The following is a 22,371-nucleotide window of genomic DNA, read 5'->3' on the forward strand; positions in this document are numbered from 1 at the left end:
CGGTGGCCGCGAACACGTCCCGGCGCACCCGAACGAAAGCGCAGACCATGCCCCGCACGGCCCTCCTCGCCCTGGACCTTCAGCTCAACCACCTCGCCCACCTGCCCGACGACTACCTGCCGCGCGCCGTGGCCGCACTCGGCGCGGCGCGTGCCGCGGGCGTCCCCGTCGTCCACGTGGCCCTCCGGCTGCGCCCCGGCCACCTCGACGCCCATCCCCGCAACAAGGTCTTCGGCTCGCTCCCGCCCGCGCTCTTCACCGCGGACGACCCCGGCGGCGCCCTCCACCCCGATGCCGCTCCCGTGGACGGCGAGATCGTCGTCCACAAGAACCGCGTCAGTGCCTTCGCGGGCAACGACCTCCGGCAGATCCTGGCCGCCCAGGACATCGATCACCTTGTCCTGGCCGGCATCGCGACCGGCGGGGTCGTCCTGTCCACCGCCCTTCAGGCGGCCGACCTCGACTACCGGGTCACCGTCCTGTCCGACGCCTGCGCCGACCCCGACACCGCGCTCCACGACACCCTCGTGAACTCCGTTTTCGCCCGGCGCGGAGAGGTCACCACCGTCGAGGAGTGGTCCCGCGCCCTCAACACCGGCGCGCGGGACCACCGTTGAGGACGGAGATCGCGGGCGACGGCCGACGCGGGTGGAGGGCGGCCGGCGCGGACCGCGGCCCGGCCCGTGCCGGCCGCCCCGGCCTCAGGAGTCCGTCGGCGTCAGATCGCCGCGGACTTCACGGGCCGCCGCCACCAAGTTCTCCAGCGCGGCCCGCACTTCGGGCCAGGCGCGGGTCTTCAGGCCGCAGTCGGGGTTGACCCACAGCCGCTCGGCGGGGATGGCCCGGAGCCCCGTACGCAGCAGTCCGGCCGACTCGGCCGCGCTCGGGACGCGGGGCGAGTGGATGTCGTACACGCCGGGTCCGGCCTCGCGGGGGTAGCCGTGGGCGGCGAGTTCGCGGGCGACCTGCATGTGCGAGCGGGCGGCCTCCAGACTGATCACGTCCGCGTCGAGGTCGTCGATGGCCCGCACGATGTCGCCGAACTCGGCGTAGCACATGTGGGTGTGGATCTGGGTGTCCGGCCGTACGCCGCCGGTGGTCAGCCGGAAGGCCTCGGTGGCCCATTCCAGGTAGGCGGGCCGGTCGGCCGCGCGCAGGGGCAGGGTCTCGCGCAGCGCGGGTTCGTCGACCTGGATGACCGGGGTACCCGCGGCTTCCAGGTCCTGGACCTCGTCGCGCAGGGCGAGCGCGACCTGGCGGGCGGTGTCGCCGAGCGGCTGGTCGTCACGGACGAAGGACCACGCGAGCATGGTCACCGGGCCGGTGAGCATGCCCTTGACCGGCTTGGTGGTGAGCGACTGCGCGTACGTCGTCCAGCGCACGGTCATCGGTTCGGGCCGGGAGACGTCGCCGGCCAGGATCGGCGGACGGACGTGACGGGTGCCGTACGACTGGACCCACCCGTGCCGCGTGGCGAGGTAGCCCGTGAGCTGTTCGGCGAAGTACTGGACCATGTCGTTGCGTTCGGCCTCGCCGTGCACGAAGACGTCGAGACCGGCCTCCTCCTGGAAGGAGATCACCTGCCGGATCTCGTTCCTGACCCGCTCCTCGTACCCGTCGGTGTCGAGCCGCCGGCCGCGCAGTTCGGCGCGGGCCGTGCGCAACTCGGTGGTCTGCGGGAAGGAACCGATCGTGGTGGTCGGCAGCAGCGGAAGACCGAGTCGGGCGCGCTGGGCGGCGGCCCGCTCGGCGTACGGCAGGGAGCGGTGGCCGTCGGCGTCGGTGACCGCGGCCGCCCTGGCCCGTACGGCGCCGTCATGGGTGATCACGGAGGCGGCGCGGGAGGCGAGGTCGGCCCGGTTGGCGGCCAGTTCGGCGGCGATGGCGCCGGTGCCCCGGGCGAGGCCCCTGGCGAGGAGGGCGATCTCCGCCGTCTTCTGGCGGGCGAAGGCGAGCCAGCGCAGGATCTGGGGGTCGATGTCCCGTTCCACGGACGCGTCGAGCGGGACGTGCAGGAGTGAGCAGGAGGCGGAGACGTCCACCCGGTCGGCGAGCCCGAGCAGGGTGCCCAGGGTGCCGAGGGACTTCGCCAGATCGTTGACCCAGATGTTGCGGCCGTCGACCACCCCGGCGACCAGACGCTTTCCGGGGAGCCCGCCCACCGCGGCCAGGGCGTCGAGGTTGGCGGCGGCCGCGCCGGTGAAGTCCAGTGCCAGGCCGTCCACGGGGGTCCTGGCCAGGACGGGCAGTGCGTCGCCGAGCCGGTCGAAGTACGAGGCGAGCAGCAGCTTCGGACGGTCGTCCGACGCGCCGAGGCCGCGGTACGCGCGTGCGGCGGCGTCGAGTTCGGCCGCGGTGCGGTCCTGGACCAGGGCGGGCTCGTCGAGTTGAACCCACTCGGCCCCCGCCGCGCGCAGGTCGGCGAGCACCTCGGCGTACACGGGCAGCAGCCGGTCCAGCAGGGTGAGCGGCTCGAAGTCCGGGTCGACACCGGGCGCGGGCTTGGCGAGCAGGAGATAGGTGACCGGGCCGACGAGGACGGGCCGGGCCGCGAGCCCCAGGGCGACCGCCTCCCGAAGCTGCCCGACCTGCTGGGCGGAGTCGGTCCTGAACACCGTGTCCGGCCCCAACTCCGGGACCAGGTAGTGGTAATTGGTGTCGAACCACTTGGTCATCTCCAGCGGCGCCACGTCCTGGGTGCCGCGCGCCATCGCGAAGTACCCGTCGAGGGGGTCGGCTTCGACGGCCTTGCGGTGCCGCTCGGGGATCGCGCCGACCATGACCGTGGTGTCTAGGACGTGGTCGTAGTACGAGAAGTCGCCGGTGGGCACCTCGTGGATGCCGGATTCCGTCAGGTGCCGCCAGTTCGAGCGGCGCAGACCGGCGGCGGTCTCCCGGAGGGCGTCGGCCGTGGTCCGGCCCTTCCAGCAGCCCTCCACGGCCTTCTTCAGCTCACGGTCGGGACCTTGGCGGGGGTAGCCGTACACGGTGGCGCGTGCCGCCGCGGTCGCGGGCTTGGCTGTCACGGATATCTCCTTCGCGAGATGTCTCCTGAGATCCCGGGGACGGGACGTGCGCGCGAAGGGATGACGAACCGGACGGAGACCGCCCGCACCAGGAGGCAGGGCTGTCCGCCGGTATGTACGCCGACCCGCCCACGAGGTCACCGGGATGTCCGCGCGCGAGCGGTCGCGTGCGGGCAACGGGCAGGTCTTCGGACTCGCGGGCACGGCCTCCCCGGAGGGAGTCCACCTACTGGCCGTCGCTTCCCGGGCCCGGTCGGGCCCAGTGCGTATGACGGCGGTCGTTCCCGCTCACCGCTGCGGGGCAGTCCCGGATTTCCACCGGGTTCCCTCTTACGACGCATCCCGCCTGGCGGACGGGGCGAACCAGCTGCACGGGCCAGCCTAGAGGGCGACGCGCTCCCGCGGCGGGAGCGGCTCACATCGCGGACGGTGACATGGGACACCGGACGTGCTCCGCCCGGGCGCGCCGGAGGACGGCGCGGGCGTGCACCGTGGCCTTCGTACGGACACGGTGCCGGGGTCCGACGTACGGATACACGGATACGGCACCGGGGTCCGTCGTAGGGATACGGCACCGGGGTCCGTCGGACACGGGCGGAGTGCTGCCGAGCCGGGTCAGTCCGTCGCGCCGCCGAAGGCGCCCAGGATGCGTTCGGCGGCCAGCGTGGCCGTCAACTCCCCGTCCCGTACCTGCTGTTCCAGGGAGGGCGTGAGGGCCCGTACCGCGGGATCCGCGTGCAGGCGGCCGAGGAGCTCGTCACGGACCATCGTCCACGTCCAGTCGACCTGCTGGTCGCGGCGCTTGGCGGCGAGGCGGCCGGTCGACTCGAGCAGCGCGCGGTGCTGTTCGAGCCGTTCCCAGACGGTGTCCAGACCGGTCGACTCGCGGGCGCTGCAACTCAGCACGGGCGGCGTCCAGGCCGCGTCCACCGGGTGCATCAGCCGGAGGGCGCCCGCCAACTCCCGTGCCGCGGACCGCGCGTCACGCTCGTGCGGGCCGTCCGCCTTGTTGACGGTGATCACGTCCGCGAGCTCCAGGACGCCCTTCTTGATGCCCTGCAGCTGGTCGCCGGTGCGGGCCAGCGTGAGCAGCAGGAAGGAGTCGACCATGTTCGCCACCGCCGTCTCCGACTGGCCGACGCCCACCGTCTCGACCAGGATCACGTCGTAGCCGGCCGCCTCCATCACGACCATCGACTCGCGCGTCGCCTTCGCCACGCCGCCGAGCGTGCCGGCGGTGGGGGAAGGCCGCACGAAAGCGGCGGGGTCCACCGCCAGGCGCTCCATCCGGGTCTTGTCACCCAGGATCGAACCGCCCGTACGGGTCGACGACGGGTCCACGGCGAGCACCGCGACCCGGTGGCCCAGCGAGGTGAGCAGGGTGCCGAGCGCGTCGATGAAGGTCGACTTGCCCACCCCGGGCACCCCGGTGATGCCGATGCGCCGGGCGTTGCCGCCGCGCGGCAACAACTCGGTGAGCAGGGCCTGTGCCAGGGACCGGTGGTCGGCCCGGGTGGACTCGACGAGAGTGATGGCCCGCGCGATGTACGCGCGCTTCCCGTCGAGTACGCCCTTCACATAGGAGTCCAGGTCGATCGCCATGGCCCTCAGCCGTGTCCGAGACCGGTGGCCAGCCGCTCCACCAGGTCGTACGCCGCGTCCGGGATCACCGTTCCCGGCGGGAAGACGGCCGCCGCGCCCATCTCCAGGAGGGTCGGTACGTCCTGCGGGGGAATCACCCCGCCCACCACGATCATGATGTCCTCGCGCCCCTCCTCGGCGAGCTGCTCGCGCAGCGCCGGGACCAGGGTGAGGTGCCCGGCCGCCAGCGAGGACACCCCGACGATGTGCACGTCGGCCTCCACGGCCTGCCGCGCGACCTCGGCCGGGGTCTGGAACAGCGGGCCGACGTCCACGTCGAAGCCGAGGTCGGCGAAGGCGGTGGCGATGACCTTCTGTCCGCGGTCATGGCCGTCCTGGCCCATCTTGGCCACCAGGATGCGCGGCCGTCGGCCCTCGGACTCCTCGAAGGCGTCCACCCGCGTGCGGGTGCGATCCACGGAAGGCGACTCGCCTGCTTCGTTGCGGTACACACCCGAGATCGTACGGATCTGGCTCGCGTGCCGCCCGTACACCTTCTCCAGGGCGTCGGAGATCTCCCCGACGGTCGCCTTGGCGCGGGCCGCGTTCACCGCCAGCTCCAGCAGGTTGCCGGTGCCGGCGGCCGCCGCCGTCAGCGCCCGCAGCGAGTCCTGGCACGCGGCCTCGTCGCGCTCCGCGCGCAGCCGCCGCAGCTTCTCGATCTGCTGGGTCCGTACGGAGGAGTTGTCGACCTTGAGGACGTCGATCTGCTCGTCGCTGTCGACCCGGTACTTGTTGACGCCGATGACCGGCTGACGGCCCGAGTCGATCCGGGCCTGGGTGCGGGCAGCGGCCTCCTCCACCCGGAGCTTCGGGATGCCCGCGTCGATGGCCTGCGCCATGCCGCCCGCCGCCTCGACCTCCTGGATGTGCTGCCAGGCGCGGCGCGCCAGGTCGTAGGTCAGCTTCTCCACGTACGCGCTGCCGCCCCACGGGTCGATCACCCGCGTGGTGCCCGACTCCTGCTGGATCAGCAGCTGGGTGTTGCGGGCGATCCGTGCCGAGAAGTCGGTGGGCAGGGCGAGCGCCTCGTCGAGGGCGTTGGTGTGCAGCGACTGGGTGTGGCCCTGGGTGGCCGCCATCGCCTCGACACAGGTGCGCGTCACGTTGTTGAACACGTCCTGCGCGGTGAGCGACCAGCCGGAGGTCTGCGAATGCGTGCGCAGGGAGAGGGACTTGGCGTTCTTCGGGTCGAACTGCTTGACCAGCTTGGCCCACAGCAGCCGGGCCGCCCGCATCTTGGCGATCTCCATGAAGAAGTTCATGCCGATCGCCCAGAAGAACGAGAGCCGGGGCGCGAACGCGTCCACGTCCAGACCCGCCTCCTGCCCGGCCCGCAGGTACTCCACGCCGTCCGCGAGGGTGTAGGCCAGCTCCAGGTCGGCCGTCGCGCCCGCCTCCTGGATGTGGTACCCGGAGATGGAGATGGAGTTGTAGCGCGGCATCCGCTGGGAGGTGAAGGCGAAGATGTCGGAGATGATCCGCATCGACGGCTTCGGCGGATAGATGTAGGTGTTGCGGACCATGAACTCCTTGAGGATGTCGTTCTGGATGGTCCCGGCCAGCTTCTCCGGCGGGACACCCTGTTCCTCGGCGGCCACGATGTACAGCGCCAGCACGGGCAGCACCGCGCCGTTCATCGTCATCGACACCGTCATCCTGTCCAGCGGAATGCCGTCGAAGAGCTGCCGCATGTCGTAGATGGAGTCGATGGCGACACCCGCCATGCCGACGTCACCGGTCACCCGCGGGTGGTCGCTGTCGTAGCCGCGGTGGGTCGGCAGGTCGAAGGCGACGGAGAGGCCCTTCTGACCGGCCGCCAGATTGCGCCGGTAGAACGCGTTGGACTCCTCGGCGGTGGAGAAGCCCGCGTACTGGCGGATCGTCCAGGGCTGGTTCACGTACATCGTCGGGTAGGGGCCGCGCAGATACGGCGCGATGCCCGGGTAGGTGCCGAGGAAGTCCAGGCCCTCCAGGTCACGGCCGGTGTACAGCGGCTTGACCGCGATGGCCTCGGGCGTCTCCCAGAGCAGGTCGTCGCCTCCGGACGCCCCCTTGACGGCGGCGCGCCACTCGTCGGCACCGCCCTCGGCGGTGGGCGTCCCCAGTTCGATCCCGGTGAAGTCGGGGATTCCCATCAGGACACTCCCATGCGGTCGAGGGTGGTGGTCAGTACGTCCACGGCGTCGCAGCCCGCGAACACGTACGCGTCGACATCGGTGTACTGCCCGGGGCGCCCGGCGAGGAACACCTGCCGCGCGCCCGCCGATCTGAGCATCGCGGCCGCCGCTTCGGCCTGTTCCTCGTACAGCGCGTCGCTGGAGCACAGACAGACCTCGGTGGCACCGGCGGCGCGGAACGCCTCGGCAGTGGGCTCCCCGGTGACCGGCTCGATGCCGCCCGCCTGGAAGAGGTTCGAGGCGAAGGTCGCCCGGGCGGTGTGGGCGGCGGCCGGGCCCAGCGTGGCCAGGAAGATCCGCGGCCGGGCGCCGGTGGCGGCGAGATGGGCGTCGGAGCGGGCGCGCAGTACCTCGTACGCCTCGTCGCGCCGCACCCGGGGCAGACCCCCGGACGGCGGTGCGGGCGCCGGTTCGCGTTCCACGAGGCGCTCGGCGAGATGCGGGAACTCACTGACCCCGGTGATGGGTTCGCGCCGTCGGGCGAGCTTCGTGCTGCGCGCGGCCCAGGTCGCGGCCAGCTCCTCGCCGATCCGGCCCGAACGCAGCCCGGCCGCCTGGCCGCCCGCTCGCTCGATCTGCTGGAAGAACTCCCAGCCGGCGTGGGCCAGTTCGTCGGTGAGCTTCTCCACGTACCAGGACCCGCCCGCCGGGTCGATGACCCGGGCCAGGTGCGATTCCTCGACCAGGATCGTCGAGGTGTTGCGGGCGATGCGCCGCGCGAACGCGTCCGGCGCGCCGAGCGCGTCGTCGAAGGGGAGGACGGTGACCGCCTCGGCGCCGCCGACCCCGGCGGCCAGCGTGGCGACCGTCGTGCGCAGCATGTTCACCCACGGGTCGCGCCGCGACATCATCACCGGCGAGGTCACGGCGTGCTGGAGCTGCGCGCCGGGGGCCCCGCAGACCTCCGCGACGCGCGCCCAGAGCCTGCGGGCGGCCCGCAGCTTGGCGATGGTGAGGAACTGGTCGGCGGTGGCCGCGTAGCGGAACTCCATCTGCCCGGCGGCGAGTTCGACGGGCACTCCGGCCGTGGTCAGCTCCCGCAGGTAGGCGACGCCGGTGGCGAGTGAGCAGCCCAGCTCCTGCGCGGCGGAGCCGCCGGCCTCGTGGTACGGCAGGGCGTCCACGGTGAGCGCCCGCAGCCCCGGGTGCTCCGCGGCGCAGCGTCGCGCGAGCTCCGTCACCGGCGCGAATCCGTAGGGCCGTCCCGTACGGGCCTCGTGGCCCAGCGGGTCGGCGCCGAGGTTTCCGCGCACGTCACCTGCCGCCACGCCGCGCTTCTCGTACAGCGCCAGCAACTCCCGGGCCGCGGACTCGGTTTCGTGCCCCGCGTCCAGGACGACGGGCGCCAGATCGAGATAGACGCCGTCCAGGACGCTCGGGAGCGACGACACCGGGATGCCGCTCTCGCCGACGAGCAGCCAGAGCGAGGTGACGCCGTTCTCCAGATCCGCGAGCACCGCGCCGTCCGCCACCGCCGCGTGCCGCTGCCGTACGTCCCAGCCGCCGGTGGTGTTGCCCTCGGCACGGCCCCCGCGTACGAAGGGTGCGAAGCCGGGGAAGCCGGGATCGGGGGCGGAGTCGAGCGCGGTGTACAGGGGACGGGTCGTGAGCCCGTCCTCCACCGGGGTGGACAGGGCGTCTTCGGCCGCTGAGCCCGAGACTTCCTTGCCCGACTTGCGCAGGACGCCTGCCACGAGGCGCTGCCACTGCTCATGAGTCGCGTCAGGAAACTCGGCGGCCAGCGAAAACTCGTCGTCAGGCAGGACCGTCATGCTCGGATGCTAGGGCAGACCTACAAAGGTGCAGCAGAGGGCACGGCTGTGACCTAGCACTCTTCTCATATCTTTTGGCCGTTCGGCCGGTTCTCCGGCACGGGAACCCGTGCGCGTCGGACAATGCCGGGTGCCCCGGGGCCCGGTGAGCGTCGGGGACGGAGTGGCCGGAACGCCGCAGCGGGGTCCGCGGGCCGCCCCGGAGACCGGAAGAAGGCGCGCGCCGCCCGGTCCTGACGGCAGGTCAGGCGCCCGACCGGCCTCACGCGGGCGGGGCCGTCCGCGCCGGGTGGGCGATCCGGGCCGCGCGGCGGCCGGGATCCGGAAGTCGCCGCGGCGCCGGGAACGGGGAGCCGCCGCGGGTCCGCTTGTCCGGGAAGGCGGTGGTGTCGCCCGGTATGATCCTCTTTCGGCCGGGATCGCCGTGGATGGGGAGCGGCGGGGCGCCCGTCGTCGCCGCGGCCGGCGCGCGTCGCGCCGACCGGCCGTCGCCGTGGGTGACGCGTGATGTCGGCAACGTCACAGGCCCGCTGTGACTTCTCCCACCTCCCCTTGCCCCGACAAGAAAGGCAAACCTAAGTTCTCTGGCATGGCTTCACATAACCCCCCACATCCGCACGGCCCGGACGAGGCCGCCGGCCGGCCCCGGCCGGAGGGCGCACGGTCCGAGGACGCCGGGCTCGTGGACTTCTCCGTCGACCTCACCTCGCAGGAGGTGCTCCGGCAGGCCCACGTCCTGGACGCCCTCGGCGCGGACTGGAGTCCGGTGGAGGCGCTGAGCGGGGAGGAGGCGGCGTACGACCTCCTCTACTCCGGTCTCGACCAGGAGCAGCAGCGGGTGTACGACGAACTCGTCGCGGCCGGTGTACTGCCCCGCCGAGGCGGCGGTCATGCTGCCGCTTGACCCGCAGGCGGACCGTGGACGCCGGGCGTGGGTGGCCTGTCCGAACTGCGACGACAGCCGCGGATGCGAGCCGTGCGCGCAGCGGCGGACCTGCTCCGAGCACTGGCGCTACCTGCTGACCAACACCGGCAGCCTGCTCCACCTGCAGTGCCCGTCGTGCACGCACGTCTGGGTCCACGAGAGCGGCTTCGGTGCCACGCGGTCGCTGTGGAACCGGATCGTCGGCGGCGGTCCGCGGGGCTGACCTCCCGGCTCGGTCTCCGACCGGATCGATCAGGAATCGAGAAGCCCCGGGCCGCGCGCCGCGGCTAACGTGTCGGCCATGGACGGCCCCCTCCGTTCGGACCTCCTCGGGCGCGAGGCACCGCAGGAGGGTCACCGCACGGGCGCCCTGACGGTCCCCGGAGCGGCCGGGGCCCGGAGCCCGTGGACCGCACGGGAGCACACCGGGACGCGGGGCCGGTAGATGGTTGGATCGAGCCGGGCGACGCCGGACGGGACCGCGAGCACGGGTCCCGCGCGACAGAGGGAGACACGATGAGCAAGGCCACGAGGACGGGCACGCAGTCGCCGGCGCCGCACGGTGCCGACAGCCACGACCTGATCCGCGTGCTCGGCGCGCGTGTGAACAACCTCAAGGACGTCAGTGTCGAGATCCCGAAGCGTCGCCTGACCGTGTTCACCGGGGTCTCCGGCTCGGGCAAGAGCTCCCTGGTCTTCGGCACCATCGCCGCGGAGTCGCAGCGGCTGATCAACGAGACGTACAGCTCCTTCGTGCAGGGCTTCATGCCGACGCTGGCGCGCCCCGAGGTCGACGTCCTCGAAGGCCTGACCACCGCGATCATCGTGGACCAGCAGCGCATGGGCGCCGACCCGCGCTCCACGGTCGGCACCGCCACCGACGCCAACGCGATGCTCCGCATCCTGTTCAGCCGGCTCGGGCAGCCGCACATCGGCTCGCCGGGCGCGTTCGCCTTCAACGTCCCCTCGGTCCGGGCGAGCGGCGCGATCACGGTGGAGCGGGGCGCCAAGAAGACGGTCAAGGCGACCTTCAACCGCCTCGGCGGCATGTGCCCGCGCTGTGAGGGACGCGGCACGGTCACCGACATCGACCTCTCCCAGCTGTACGACGACAGCAAGTCGCTCTCCGAGGGTGCCCTCACCGTCCCCGGTTACAGCATGGACGGCTGGTACGGCCGCATCTTCAAGGGCTCGGGCTTCTTCGACCCGGACAAGCCGATCCGCAAGTACACCAAGAAGGAGCTCCACGACCTCCTGCACAAGGAGCCGACCAAGATCAAGGTCGACGGCATCAACCTGACGTACGAGGGGCTGATTCCGAAGATCCAGAAGTCGATGCTCTCCAAGGACGTCGACGCGCTCCAGCCGCACGTCCGCGCGTTCGTGGAGCGGGCGATGACGTTCACCGTCTGTCCGGAGTGCGACGGCACACGGCTGAGCGAGACCGCCCGCTCCTCGAAGATCGGCGGGATCAGCATCGCCGACGCCTGCGCCCTGCAGATCAGCGACCTCGCCGAGTGGGCGCGGGGTCTGGCCGAGCCCTCCGTCGCGCCGCTGCTGGCCGCGCTGGTGCACACCCTCGACTCGTTCGACGAGATCGGCCTCGGCTACCTCTCGCTCGACCGTCCCTCGGGAACGCTGTCCGGCGGCGAGGCGCAGCGCGTCAAGATGATCCGTCACCTCGGTTCCTCGCTCACCGATGTCACGTACGTCTTCGACGAGCCCACCACCGGCCTGCACCCGCACGACATCCAGCGCATGAACGGCCTCCTGCTGCGGCTGCGGGACAAGGGCAACACGGTGCTCGTCGTGGAGCACAAGCCCGAGGTGATCGCGATCGCCGACCACGTCGTCGACCTCGGGCCCGGCGCCGGTACGGGGGGCGGCACCGTCTGCTTCGAGGGCACCGTCGAGGGCCTGCGCAAGGGCGACACCGTCACCGGACGGCATTTCGACGACCGGGCCCGCGTCAAGGACACCGTGCGCGAGCCGACCGGAGCGCTGGAGATCCGTGGCGCGTCGACGCACAACCTGCACGACGTCGACGTCGACATCCCGCTCGGGGTGCTCACCGTCGTCACGGGCGTCGCCGGGTCCGGCAAGAGTTCGCTCGTGCACGGGTCGATCCCCGCCGGTGAGGGCGTGGTGTCGGTCGACCAGAGCGCGATCCGCGGCTCGCGGCGGAGCAACCCGGCGACGTACACCGGACTGCTCGACCCGATCCGCAAGGCCTTCGCCAAGGCCAACGGCGTGAAGCCGGCCCTGTTCAGCGCCAACTCCGAAGGGGCGTGCCCCCAGTGCAACGGGGCCGGGGTCATCTACACCGACCTGGCGATGATGGCCGGAGTCACCTCCACCTGCGAGGAGTGCGAGGGCAAGCGGTTCGATTCGTCGGTGCTGGAGTACCGGCTCGGTGGCCGCGACATCAGCGAGGTCCTCGCGATGTCGGTGAGCGAGGCCCAGGAGTTCTTCGGCACCGGCGAGGCGAGCACGCCGGCCGCGCAGCGCGTCCTCGGGCGCCTCGCCGACGTCGGGCTCGGCTATCTCACCCTCGGCCAGCCGCTCACCACCCTGTCCGGCGGCGAACGGCAGCGGCTCAAGCTGGCCACGCACATGGCCGACAAGGGCGGCGTGTACGTCCTCGACGAGCCGACCGCCGGCCTTCATCTCGCCGACGTGGAACAGCTGCTCGGCCTGCTCGACCGGCTCGTCGACTCGGGGAAGTCGGTCATCGTCGTCGAACACCACCAGGCGGTGATGGCGCACGCCGACTGGATCATCGACCTGGGCCCCGGCGCCGGTCACGACGGCGGACGCGTCGTCTTCGAAGGCACCCCCGCGGATCTGGTCGCCGCCCGTTCCACGGTCACCGGCGAGCACCTCGCGGCCTACGTCGGGGGCTGACGGAGGCGCCGCCCGCACGAGCGGGCGGGACAGGGGGCGAGCCGCCTCCCGCGACCCCGTTCGACCCGTGGCCCGGCTCGCCCCGCGACTCCGCTCGACCGCGCCCCGTTCGTCGCGCGGGGGCGGGCTGGTCCCGCGCTGCGTAGACCCACTGCCGCGCCGGGTGCGCCCGCTCCCGTGCGGCGCGGGTCAGCCGTCGTGCGACCGTCCCGCCCCGCGCGTACCCGCTATCGCACGCCGTCGAGCTCGAGATCCGGGCCGACCGACAGGGTCACCGCGCCGCCGGTCGCAGTGTCGTCCTGTTCGGCGGAGACGCCGGGGAGCCGGGAGGTGAGCACGGCGGCCTGCCGGGCGAGTTCGCGCGGGTGGCGGACCGTCGTGGTGCGGACGGGGGAGGGCGCGTTGCCGGTGGCGACGACGGTGAAGCCCAACTCGCGGAGCTGCTCCGCGACGGCCGCGGCCCGTCCGCCGATGCCGGTGCCGTTCAGCACCCGGACGCGGACGGAGGAGGCGTACACCAAGTCCTCTGCCCTGCTCTGCAGTTGCTTCTTGCGGACTTCGTGGTCCTTGGCCAGCGCGGTGAACAGGTCGGCGGCCTGCGGGTATTGCCACACGACGTTGGCCTTGTCGGTGGGCGCGTCGGCCTCGCGCGGGTAGTTCGGCACGGTGAGGAAGGCGAGACGGTCGCTCGGGATGCCCTTGACCTGGGAAGCCAGACCGTAGAGGGGTTTGATGCCCGCCAGGTCCCGGTCCGTGGTGAGCGACTTGGTCGCGGACTGCAGGAAGCCGTACAGGGAACTCGGACTGGTGAGCTTCGACCGGGCCTTCTCGCCGAGGGCCTGCATGAACTCCTGCTGGCGGCCGATGCGTCCGAGGTCCGAGCCGTCGCCGACGCTGTAGCGGGCGCGGACGTAGCCGAGCGCCTTCTCGTCCTTGACGGTCTGGCAGCCGGCCCTCAGGTCGAGATGGGCCTTGGTGTCGTGGATGGGCGTCTTCGGGCAGACCTCGATTCCCTGCAGGGCGTTGACCATGCCCTTGAAGCCCTGGAAGTCGATGGACATGAAGTGGTCGATGCGCAGCCCGGTGTTCCGCTCGACCGTTCTGATGGTGCAGGCGGCGGCGTCGGCGACCTTCCCGGTGCTCCCGCCGATCGCGAACGCTTCGTTGATCTTGAAGCGGTGCGCGGTGGACGTACTGCCGTCACCCTTGTCGCAGGCGGGGATCCGCACCCAGGAGTCGCGGGGGAAGGAGACGGCGGTGGCCCATTTCCGGTCGGCGGCGATGTGCAGCACCATCAGGGTGTCCGACTGCATGGTCGTGAGGCCCTTGCCGTACTTGGCGTTGCCGCCCGCGCGGGTGTCCGAACCGACGAGCAGGATGTTCTTGGAGCCCGGACTGAGATTCGCGGGCCGGCCCTCCCCGAGCTTGTTGTCGAGGTCCGCCGCGTGGATGTTGCCGTCGAGATCCTGGTAGACCCACGCGCCTACGCCCGCGACGCCCAGGAGTATCGCCGACAGGACTCCCGCGACCCACAGCAGGGTTCGCGGTCGCCCGGTGCGCGGACCTCCCGATCGCTGTACGCCCCGCTGTCCCACCCCGACCACCTCCGGCCCGATCGCCCGCTCGGATGCCACGCTGTCACGACCGTCCGGCCACGTGGGCCTCGAACTCTACGCAGCTGCCCTGGAGTTACGCTCCGGAGCGGTCCGGCGTTCACCCTCCGGCCGCCACCTCGGCCTTCGGGGGCGCGGCACGGTGACGATGCCGGCCCGCACCACCCCCGCCTTGATTTCTACAGTGTTGTAGATTCTGAACAGGTCCATTCGACGGACCCGAACCGACCGACTACGTGGAGGGATCGGCCATGGGTGTTTCCCTGGGCAAGGGCGGCAACGTCTCGCTGAGCAAGGAGGCGCCGGGTCTGACCGCGGTGCTGGTGGGCCTGGGCTGGGACGTCCGGACCACCACCGGCGCCGACTTCGACCTGGACGCCTCCGCGCTCCTGCTGAACGCGTCGGGCAAGGTCGTCTCGGACCAGCACTTCGTGTTCTACAACAACCTGAAGAGCCCCGACGGTTCGGTCGAGCACACCGGCGACAACCTGACCGGTGAGGGCGAGGGGGACGACGAGAGCGTCAAGGTGAACCTCGCCGCCGTACCCGCCGACGTCGACAGGATCGTCTTCCCCGTGTCGATCCACGACGCCGAGGCCCGTGGGCAGAGCTTCGGACAGATCCGCAACGCCTTCATCCGGGTTGTCAACCAGACCGGCGGTGCCGAACTGGCCCGCTACGACCTGTCCGAGGACGCCTCGACGGAGACCGCGATGGTCTTCGGCGAGCTGTACCGCAACGGTGCCGAGTGGAAGTTCCGTGCCGTGGGCCAGGGGTACGCCTCCGGTCTGGCCGGGATCGCCGCGGACTTCGGCGTCAACGTCTGAGAAGCGCCGTGCCGGGGCCGGGGTGACGCCGCGCGCTGCGGGGACTTCACCCCGGCCCCTGGCGTCGCCCGCGCCGGGGCGTCGTCCGTCCTGACGGTGCGGGCGCGCGTGTAACGGCCCGCGCGCCCCGCCGCCGGTCGCCGGGCCGCGCGCACTTCGCGGTGCCGGCGCCTCACCCCGTGCACGTCAGGGCCGCGGTCGCGGTGCCTCCCCGTCCACGACGGTGCCCCGCACGACCCGTCCCGGCCCCGCCGCGCCGTCGGTCGTCCTCTGGTCCTTCAGGGCCCGGGACTCGCTCTTGAAGATCCGGGCGGCCCTTCCCGCGGACCGGGTCAGCTCGGGCAGCTTCCTGATCCCGAGGACCACGACGACGACCAGCAGGATCACGGTCAGTTCGCTCATGCCGAACATCAGGTCTGCTCTCTCTCGGTGGCGGACGCCGCGCGATACGGCGTACCGGACGGCGCAGCCCAAATCTACAGTGCTGTAGAAGTCTCCCCGCTCCATGATCCCTCAACCGCCTGGTGACCCGGCCCGGTTGGCGACCCTTAGGGAAACGCGCGCCTCGTGGCGCGGACAGGGCGTCCTGAGAGCGAACCGGTCGGGGCACGCTCCGGCGAGCCGGGTCCGCGCGCCCGCGCACCCGGCCGAGGCGTCGTCGCGCACCACCGGGACGGGTAGGGGCGATGTCCGTCGTCCCCCACGCGCACGGGTTCCGACCAGCCCGCCCCGTCCGGTGTCCGCGCAGTTCGGCCCCGGTGCCGATATCGGGTCGGCCGCACCGGGGACACCCCGTGACACCCGGAGAGGTCCGCTTGAGGAAGCACCGCAGGAGGCCCCGCCATTGGACGGCGGTCATCACCGTGATCGCCGCGAGTGTACTGGCGACACCGTCCGCGGCCCTGGCGCGTCCGGAGACACCGGGGACCGGGACCGTGTCCTCGGCTCACCCGGCGGCCCCCGCGGGCACGGCGGTACGGGTGTCCGTGGCCGAGGCGCACGTGGTGGCCCTTGTCAACCGGGCCCGCCACAGGGCGGGTTGCTCCCCGGTGAGCCTGAACGCGAAGCTCTCGAAGGCCGCTCGGGACCACAGCGCGGACATGTCGGACCACCGGAACATGTCGCACCGGGGCTCCGACGGTTCCGGGCCGGGCCGACGGATCGCGCGTGCCGGGTACGACTGGAGCGCGTACGGCGAGAACGTCGCGTACGGATATCCCACCGCCGCCTCGGTCATGGCCGCCTGGATGGCCAGCCCCGGCCACCGACGCAACATTCTGACCTGTGCGTTCCGGGAGATCGGCGTCGGCCTCGCCCGCCCGGGGAGCTACTGGACGCAGGACTTCGGCGCGACGGCCCGCCGACCGGGGACGCGTGGTCCCCTGTGGCCCACCGGCTCGCGCGGGACCGGTGCGGCCGGGCGGCGGTGAGCCGTGCGAGGGCCGGGCCGGCCCGCGGTCCGGTGCCGCGCACCGCGCCGGACGGTGGGGAGAGGCGGCGACGCGAACGGCGTGACGGACCGGGCTACTTCACGGTGACCGTGACGGCCGGTGACACGGTCTTGTCCGCCTTGACGCGCAGTTGCTCCTTGCCCTTCGTGTGGAGCTTGGCGTCCAGGATGTAGGAGCTGCCGTTCTTGATCGTGGTGCTCGCCTTCAGCGAGTTCCACTTGTCGTCCTTCTTGTGCTGGAGCGTCACCTTGGTGTTGATCTTCAAGCCCTTGGAGCGTCCGGTGAAGGTGACCGACTCTCCCGCCTTCACCTCCGTCTTTCCGGCCTTGATGGTGATCGATCCCTTGTCGGACGGTGCGGCCCGCGTGGCGCCGGCCGCGGTGAGACCGGCGTGCGGGACACCGGTGGGCCCGGCGGCGAGGGCGCCGGCGGTGCCCGCCGACAGCAGAGCGGCGGACAGGGCGCCCGCGGCGAGCGCGCGGGCGGTGCGAGAGCGGAGCGTGGACATCACGGTGGACTCCTGACGGAAGGCATCCCCCACGTGGCGCACACGGCGTCCCGACGGGTCGGACCGCCTGGTCCCAGGCTATTTGTCCTCGCCGTGGACGGCTACTCGACCCCCGGGGTCCTCCTCCTCGTACCGATTCACCCCGTGGTCGTGGGGGGGTGAGGAGGGGAACGAGGGGGCGGGGAGCGGGCGGCCGGAGCCCGGCCCGCGCACCTGGCGCGGGCCGGGCAGACGCTACGCGCTGAAGCGATGGGTGCCGGAACCGACCCGGTAGACCGCGCAGCCGTCCTCCTCACGCAGGAAGGTGCCGTGGTCGTGGGTCACCGCCCTCGGGTCAGCCGTGGGGATCCACACCTCCGCCGTGGTGTTCGGAGGCACGTCACAGGTCAGGGCGAAGCGGCCGGAGCGTGTGCGCCACTGTGTGGAGATCGGCCCGTAGACCGAGGTGAACGTGGCGCGGGCGGAGGTGACGTCACCACCGGGACGCGGCCGTACGACGATCTCCCGGTAGCCGGGCTTGCCCGCCGAGATGCCCGCGATGTTCGTGTACATCCACTCACCCACCGAGCCGTAGGCGTAGTGGTTGAAGGAGTTCATGTCGGGTGTCTGGAAACTCCCGTCGGGCTTGATCGAGTCCCAGCGTTCCCACATCGTCGTGGAGCCCTTGTCGATCTGGTAGCCCCAACTGGGGAAGGTGCGCTGCTGCAACAGCCGGTAGGCGACGTCGGTGTGCCCGGTGTCGGTGAGGACGGGCAGGAGCCGGGGCGTACCGAGGAAGCCCGTCGACAGATGCCAGTCCTTCGCCTCGATCAGGGCGACGAGACGATCGGCCGCGGCCTTTCTCAGCGCGTCCGGGAGCAGGTTCATGGACAGGGAGAGGACGTACGCGGTCTGCGTGTCCCCCTTCACCCGGCCGTCGGCGGTCACATAGGCGTTCCGGAACGCCTCGCGTATCCGGCCGAACAGGTCGAGCCAGGGCGCGGCGTCCTCGCCGATCTCCTGGGCGATCCGCGACGCGAGGTCGGCGCTGTGCGCGAAGTACGCGGTGGCGATGACGTCCTTGGGCGTCTCGTCCTCGACGTTCAGCCAGTCTCCGTAGCCGCCGGCGGGCCGCAGCAGCCCGGAGCTGTTCTTCTCCAGGTACTTCAGCCAGGACTGGACGGACGGCCACGCGTCCCGCAGCACCTGCCCGTCCCCGTAGGCCTGGTACAGGGACCAGGGGACCGTGACCCCCGCGTCACCCCAGCCGGCGACGCCGTTGCCCACCGTGCCGACCATGGGGGCCACGTCCGTGAACGCGCCGTCCGCGGTCTGCGCGTCACGCAGGTCCACGAGCCACTTGGCGAGGAAGCGGGCCGACTCCATCGTGTAGGCCGCCGTCGGTGCGAAGACGTTGATGTCGCCGGTCCAGCCCAGCCGTTCGTCGCGCGCGGGGGTGTCCGTCGGGACGGAGAGGAAGTTGCCGCGCTGTCCCCAGGTGATGTTGCTGTGCAGCTGGTTGAGCATCGGGACGTTCGTCTCGAACTCGAAGGTGAAGGGGGCGGACGTGTGCATGACGCGCCCGGTCACCGCCTTCGCCGAGGGGGTGCCGGGAAAGCCGGTCAGTTCGACGTAGCGGAAGCCGTGGAAGGTGAACCGGGGCTCGAACGTCTCCTCGCCGCCGCCCTTGAGCGTGTACGTGTCGGTCGCCGCGGCCGTACGCAGGTTCGCGGTGTAGAGGGTGCCGTCCGGGTTGAGGACCTCGGCGTGCCGCAGCCGTACCGTCGTGCCCGCCCTGCCGGAGACCCGCAGCCGCACGGAACCGACCATGTTCTGGCCCAGGTCGAGGACGAAGACGCCCGGCCGGGGCTGGGTCACCTTCCTGACCGGGAGTTCCTCGGCCACCCGCACCGGGCCGTCCGCCTGCGCCACGATCCGGGCGGGAGCGGCGTCGCCCGCGCCGCGCACGGCGAGCCAGGCCCGGTCGTCGAAGCCGGGGGAGGTCCAGCCGGGGGTCTCCTTGCGCGCGTCGTACGTCTCGCCGCCCAGCAGGTCCGCGGCGACGATCGGCCCGGAGGCGGCCCGCCAGTCCGGTCCCGAAGTGATCCGCTCACTCGTGCCGTCGGTGTACTCGACCTCCAACTGGGCGAGCAGTGCGGGCCGTTCACCGTACTGGTGAGGCCCGAACATACCGACGTTGCCCGCGTACCAGCCGGGCGCCACGTACACACCGAGGGCGTTGCCGCCCGAGCGCACCAGCGACGTGACGTCGTACGCCTGGTACTGGACGCGTCGGCGGTAGTCGGTCCAGCCGGGAGCGAGATGATCCCGGCCCACGCGGCGGCCGTTGAGGTGGGCCTCGTACAGGCCGAGAGCGGTGGCGTAGAGGCGCGCGCGGGAGACCTTCTTGCGAGGCAGCGCGAACTCGTGCCGCAGCTGGTTGGCGGCATACGACGCGGGAACGACCCTGCCCCATGGTCCGGCGCCCCACGCGGCGGCCTCCTTGGCCGCCGGCCAGGCGCTGTCGTCGAAACCGGTCTCGCGCCAGGTTCCGGCGGGCTCCTTGTCCGTCGACTTCCAGGAGGCGTCGGTGAGCACCCGCTGCTCGCCGGACGCGGTGTGCAGGGTGAGGACCGCCACCAGACCGGCCGGCCCCTCGCTCGCGTTGGTCGCCGCTACCGCGAGGACGTTCGTGCCGGACCGCACCTGGGCGAGGACGTCGACGACGGCCGGACGGCGCCAGCCCTCGTTGTCCGTCGCCAGGTCGGTCCGGGCCACCTCGGTCCCGTTCACGGAGACGGCGTAGACGTTGTCCGCCGTGATGGCCAAGGTCGCCGCGGTGATCCCGGCCGGGAGATCGACAGTCCGGCGGAACCAACGGGTCGCCGCCGGGGCGCTGTTGGCCGGTTCGCCCTCGGGGAACCAGATCCAGGCGCTGCCTTCGAGGGACGGCGCGTCGGTGAGGGCCGGGGGAGCGGAGATCCACTCGGCGGACCACTGCGCCGCGTCCATGAGACCGGTCTCCCACCAGGACGGCTCGCTCCAGCCGGAGACACCGCCGTCGGCACCCCAGACGCGCACGGTCCAGAAGTACCGTGTCCGCGGCGCGAGTCGAGGGCCCGCGTAGGGGACGAGCACGGAGTCGCCGGAGGTCACCTTCCCGCTGTCCCAGACATCCGGGTGCGACAGACGCGAGGCGCTCGAGGCGACGCGGATCTGGTACGCGCTCTGACGCGTGCCCGGCCCGTCCGAGGTCACCGGCCAGCTCAGCCGGGGGTGTTGCGCGTCGAGGCCCAAGGGGTGCTGAACGTACTCGACGGTCGGCGCGGTGATGCGCGGGGCGCCGCGCCGGACCCCCGCGGCGGCGGACCCGGACGGTGCGGCCACGGCCGGTCCGGCTCCGGTGGCCATGGCACCCACCGTGGCCACCGCGCCCGCCAGGATGTTCCTCCTACTGATCACTACGACCCCTCACGTAGGAATGATGAATCGATTCACATCGGTTGCCGTAGGTGAACGTAGGGGTGCGCGAGGTGAGGGTCAATGAGTGTGCAGGGACTTTCTTGACGCATCGTCACCGTGGAACGCGCTTGCGGTGGTTGCCGTGTGCCTGATGAGGTCGCCGATTGAACGGTTTCAATTCCTGAGTGCGCGGCGGCGGACTGCGTGGGTGCCTGCGCGGACGTCGGTGTCAGCGGCGGGCCGAGATCCGTGTTCCGGCGCGGACGCGTTCCGTCGGGGGCTGTTTCGGACCGGCGCGCGAGGGCAACCGGCCGCTATGAACAACGGTGAGGACCAGGCGGAGACGATCGAGACCCGGGGGGACGAGCACCATGTCGTCCTCAGCGCCGACACCAACGGTGACGGCAAGCCCGATGTGTGGATGACCGACACCACGGGAGACGGCAAGGCCGACCTCTACCAGTTCGACACGACGGGCGACGGGCAGGTGGACGTCACGATGGTCGAACGAGCCGAGGAGCCAGGCGAGGACCGTGTCGTCGTGGACGGCGACGGAGGCCATCCGATCGAGCCCTGAGGCCCGGTGCCGCGCCTCCGCGAGCCCTGCCGGGGGCGGGCGCGCCGGAAGGCCCCGGCACGCCGGGCCCCGGGCCGCCGGTCCGGCTTGATCACGGGCCGGCGGAGGTGTTCGCCGATGTGCGGGCTCCCCCGAGTCCGGCGTCCGGGTGGGACGGACGAGCCGTCCCGGGCTGGCTCGGGGGAGACGGCGGGGAAGGGGGCGTCAGGCGCCGACGACACCGGACTTGGCGATGGTGATCTTCGCCTTGGTGGCACCGTTGCGGGAACCGAGGGCCTCGACCTGCTTGACGATGTCCATGCCCTCGACGACCTCGCCGAAGACGACGTGCTTGTTGTCCAGCCAGTCGGTCACGATGGTGGTGATGAAGAACTGCGAACCGTTGGTGTTCGGTCCCGCGTTCGCCATCGACAGCTGACCGGGCTTGGTGTGCTTGAGCTGGAAGTTCTCGTCGGCGAACTTCTCGCCGTAGATGCTCTTGCCGCCGGTGCCGTCGCCCCGGGTGAAGTCGCCGCCCTGCAGCATGAACTCCGGGATGACCCGGTGGAAGCTCGAACCCTCGTAACCGAAGCCGTGCACGCCGGTGGCCAGCTCGCGGAAGTTCCGCGCGGTCTTGGGGACCTCCGTGTCGAACAGCTTGAAGACGATGCGGCCCGCGGGCTCGTCGTTGATGGTGATGTCGAAGTAGACGTTGTCGCTCATGAAGACATCCTCACATCTCCTCGTTCCCCGATGGCACACACCTCCCCGGGTCACGCGCGGGAACCCTCCGTGTTAAGGACTTCCGTGCGGATCAGGCGGCGGGGCGCGGGGCCCTCCGTGCCTGTCCGCGCCGCGGGCGGCGGTCACCGGGTCCCTTCCGTTCGACCTGGTGCATCCGGGAGCCCTCGCGCCGCGGTCCCCGCTGCCGCGCGGCAGCGCGCACCCTGCCCCGCCCGGGCCGGCCGACGGTACACCGTGCGCCGGTGTCGCCCGATCGCGGCGACAGGCACTGCCGCCGCGACGCCGGTCCGCCGGACCGGCGCGCACCCGGCCTGGCGGGGTGCCGTGTCGGCGACGGCGGTCCGCACGCCGGCGGCATGACAAGCTGTACTCTCCAGCGCCCGAACCCAGGAGGTCAGCATGACTGCCGAGTCACAGCCACAAGAAGGTTCGGAGCCCACCGAGGCCGAGAGCCCCGCCCTGACGCCCGACGACGACGGGCAGTACGACCTGAAGCGCAAGTTCCGGGAGGCCCTGGACCGCAAGCGCGGGATGCAGGCGGACGGCGCCGGGGGCAACGGCAAACCGGACGCGTCGAAGATCCGCGGAGCGCACGGCCCGGCGTCCAGCCAGCGGTCCTTCCGTCGCAAGAGCGGCGGCTGATCCCGCCACGCGTCGCATCGCGCGTGCGTTCCGTTCCGTCGTCGAGCGGAGTGAGCCCGTAGGGACCCGCTCGGCGGGCGGATGGTGCCGCCCGGCCACGTCGCCGAGGGGCTTCCGTCCGCGGCCGCCGCACGGTGGGCG

General features: G+C 71.8%; 17 protein-coding genes and 1 riboswitch. Of the genes, 8 read left to right on the top strand and 9 right to left on the bottom strand.

The genetic code is table 11. The features are described 5' to 3' along the window. The first annotated feature begins 47 nt into the window (after positions 1 to 47). Entirely contained in the window at positions 48 to 617 is a 570-nt protein-coding gene (locus tag OG776_RS38180; RefSeq protein WP_148010957.1) for a cysteine hydrolase family protein, read from the top strand. An 84-nt stretch (positions 618 to 701) separates the two neighbouring features. Here OG776_RS38180 and metE read toward each other — a convergent pair whose 3' ends face one another. The 4 genes from metE to OG776_RS38200 form a co-directional block, all read right to left on the bottom strand. Further along, positions 702 to 3,026: a 5-methyltetrahydropteroyltriglutamate--homocysteine S-methyltransferase gene (gene metE / locus OG776_RS38185; RefSeq protein ID WP_148010958.1), complete on the bottom strand. Its 2,325-nt coding sequence runs from the start codon at positions 3,024 to 3,026 to the stop codon at positions 702 to 704. A gap of 162 nt (positions 3,027 to 3,188) precedes the next feature. Beyond that, positions 3,189 to 3,409, bottom strand: a riboswitch (cobalamin riboswitch). A gap of 232 nt (positions 3,410 to 3,641) precedes the next feature. Beyond that, complete coding sequence (meaB, locus tag OG776_RS38190) at positions 3,642 to 4,628, bottom strand: methylmalonyl Co-A mutase-associated GTPase MeaB (RefSeq protein ID WP_148010959.1); 987 nt, start codon at positions 4,626 to 4,628, stop codon at positions 3,642 to 3,644. A 5-nt stretch (positions 4,629 to 4,633) separates the two neighbouring features. Then, a complete protein-coding gene (gene scpA, locus OG776_RS38195; RefSeq protein WP_148010960.1) occupies positions 4,634 to 6,805 on the bottom strand; it encodes a methylmalonyl-CoA mutase in 2,172 nt (723 codons plus the stop codon). After that, the gene (locus tag OG776_RS38200) at positions 6,805 to 8,619 is read right to left on the bottom strand and encodes a methylmalonyl-CoA mutase subunit beta (RefSeq protein ID WP_329323358.1); all 1,815 of its coding nucleotides are present in this window, start codon (positions 8,617 to 8,619) and stop codon (positions 6,805 to 6,807) included. Before OG776_RS38200 ends, scpA begins: the two co-directional genes overlap by 1 nt. 589 nt (positions 8,620 to 9,208) lie before the next feature. Here OG776_RS38200 and OG776_RS38205 point away from each other — a divergent pair. From OG776_RS38205 to OG776_RS38215, 3 genes are all read left to right on the top strand, one after another. Continuing rightward, positions 9,209 to 9,523 (top strand): DUF6400 family protein, encoded by a 315-nt coding sequence (locus tag OG776_RS38205; protein WP_148010962.1) that lies wholly within the window; start codon positions 9,209 to 9,211, stop codon positions 9,521 to 9,523. Continuing rightward, positions 9,510 to 9,767 carry a hypothetical protein gene (locus OG776_RS38210; RefSeq protein WP_148010963.1) on the top strand — a complete coding sequence of 86 codons (258 nt, stop codon included), beginning with the start codon at positions 9,510 to 9,512 and terminating at the stop codon, positions 9,765 to 9,767. Before OG776_RS38205 ends, OG776_RS38210 begins: the two co-directional genes overlap by 14 nt. Positions 9,768 to 10,060: 293 nt before the next feature. After that, positions 10,061 to 12,448 carry an ATP-binding cassette domain-containing protein gene (locus tag OG776_RS38215; RefSeq protein WP_148010964.1) on the top strand — a complete coding sequence of 796 codons (2,388 nt, stop codon included), beginning with the start codon at positions 10,061 to 10,063 and terminating at the stop codon, positions 12,446 to 12,448. A gap of 227 nt (positions 12,449 to 12,675) precedes the next feature. On the opposite strand, the gene OG776_RS38220 is transcribed toward OG776_RS38215, so the two are convergent. Next, on the bottom strand, positions 12,676 to 14,043 hold the full coding sequence (locus OG776_RS38220; protein ID WP_443077394.1) for an LCP family protein: 1,368 nt from the start codon (positions 14,041 to 14,043) through the stop codon (positions 12,676 to 12,678). A 269-nt stretch (positions 14,044 to 14,312) separates the two neighbouring features. Between OG776_RS38220 and OG776_RS38225 the strand changes: the two genes are divergently transcribed. Continuing rightward, positions 14,313 to 14,888, top strand: a complete 576-nt coding sequence (locus tag OG776_RS38225) for a TerD family protein (RefSeq protein ID WP_148010965.1) — start codon at positions 14,313 to 14,315, stop codon at positions 14,886 to 14,888. 186 nt (positions 14,889 to 15,074) lie between these two features. Here the strand turns inward: OG776_RS38225 and OG776_RS38230 are convergent, their stop codons facing one another. Beyond that, on the bottom strand, positions 15,075 to 15,290 hold the full coding sequence (locus OG776_RS38230) for a twin-arginine translocase TatA/TatE family subunit (protein ID WP_315986913.1): 216 nt from the start codon (positions 15,288 to 15,290) through the stop codon (positions 15,075 to 15,077). Positions 15,291 to 15,823: 533 nt separating this feature from the next. Here OG776_RS38230 and OG776_RS38235 point away from each other — a divergent pair. Further along, entirely contained in the window at positions 15,824 to 16,318 is a 495-nt protein-coding gene (locus tag OG776_RS38235) for a CAP domain-containing protein (protein ID WP_410093226.1), read from the top strand. A gap of 94 nt (positions 16,319 to 16,412) precedes the next feature. Here the strand turns inward: OG776_RS38235 and OG776_RS38240 are convergent, their stop codons facing one another. Further along, positions 16,413 to 16,847 carry a hypothetical protein gene (locus OG776_RS38240; RefSeq protein WP_148010968.1) on the bottom strand — a complete coding sequence of 145 codons (435 nt, stop codon included), beginning with the start codon at positions 16,845 to 16,847 and terminating at the stop codon, positions 16,413 to 16,415. A 234-nt stretch (positions 16,848 to 17,081) separates the two neighbouring features. After that, positions 17,082 to 20,288 carry an alpha-L-rhamnosidase gene (locus tag OG776_RS38245; protein WP_148007283.1) on the bottom strand — a complete coding sequence of 1,069 codons (3,207 nt, stop codon included), beginning with the start codon at positions 20,286 to 20,288 and terminating at the stop codon, positions 17,082 to 17,084. A 316-nt stretch (positions 20,289 to 20,604) separates the two neighbouring features. Here OG776_RS38245 and OG776_RS38250 point away from each other — a divergent pair, with 316 nt between their 5' ends. Then, positions 20,605 to 20,865: a hypothetical protein gene (locus OG776_RS38250; RefSeq protein WP_148007282.1), complete on the top strand. Its 261-nt coding sequence runs from the start codon at positions 20,605 to 20,607 to the stop codon at positions 20,863 to 20,865. A 204-nt stretch (positions 20,866 to 21,069) separates the two neighbouring features. Here OG776_RS38250 and OG776_RS38255 read toward each other — a convergent pair whose 3' ends face one another. Then, positions 21,070 to 21,567 (bottom strand): peptidylprolyl isomerase, encoded by a 498-nt coding sequence (locus OG776_RS38255; protein ID WP_148007281.1) that lies wholly within the window; start codon positions 21,565 to 21,567, stop codon positions 21,070 to 21,072. Positions 21,568 to 21,987: 420 nt separating this feature from the next. On the opposite strand from OG776_RS38255, the gene OG776_RS38260 reads away from it, so the two are divergent. Further along, the gene (locus tag OG776_RS38260) at positions 21,988 to 22,230 is read left to right on the top strand and encodes a DUF5302 domain-containing protein (protein ID WP_148007280.1); all 243 of its coding nucleotides are present in this window, start codon (positions 21,988 to 21,990) and stop codon (positions 22,228 to 22,230) included. Positions 22,231 to 22,371 lie beyond the last annotated feature (141 nt).

Origin of the sequence: Streptomyces sp. NBC_01689 (assembly GCF_036250675.1) — a bacterium.
In the GTDB taxonomy this organism is placed as follows: domain Bacteria; phylum Actinomycetota; class Actinomycetes; order Streptomycetales; family Streptomycetaceae; genus Streptomyces.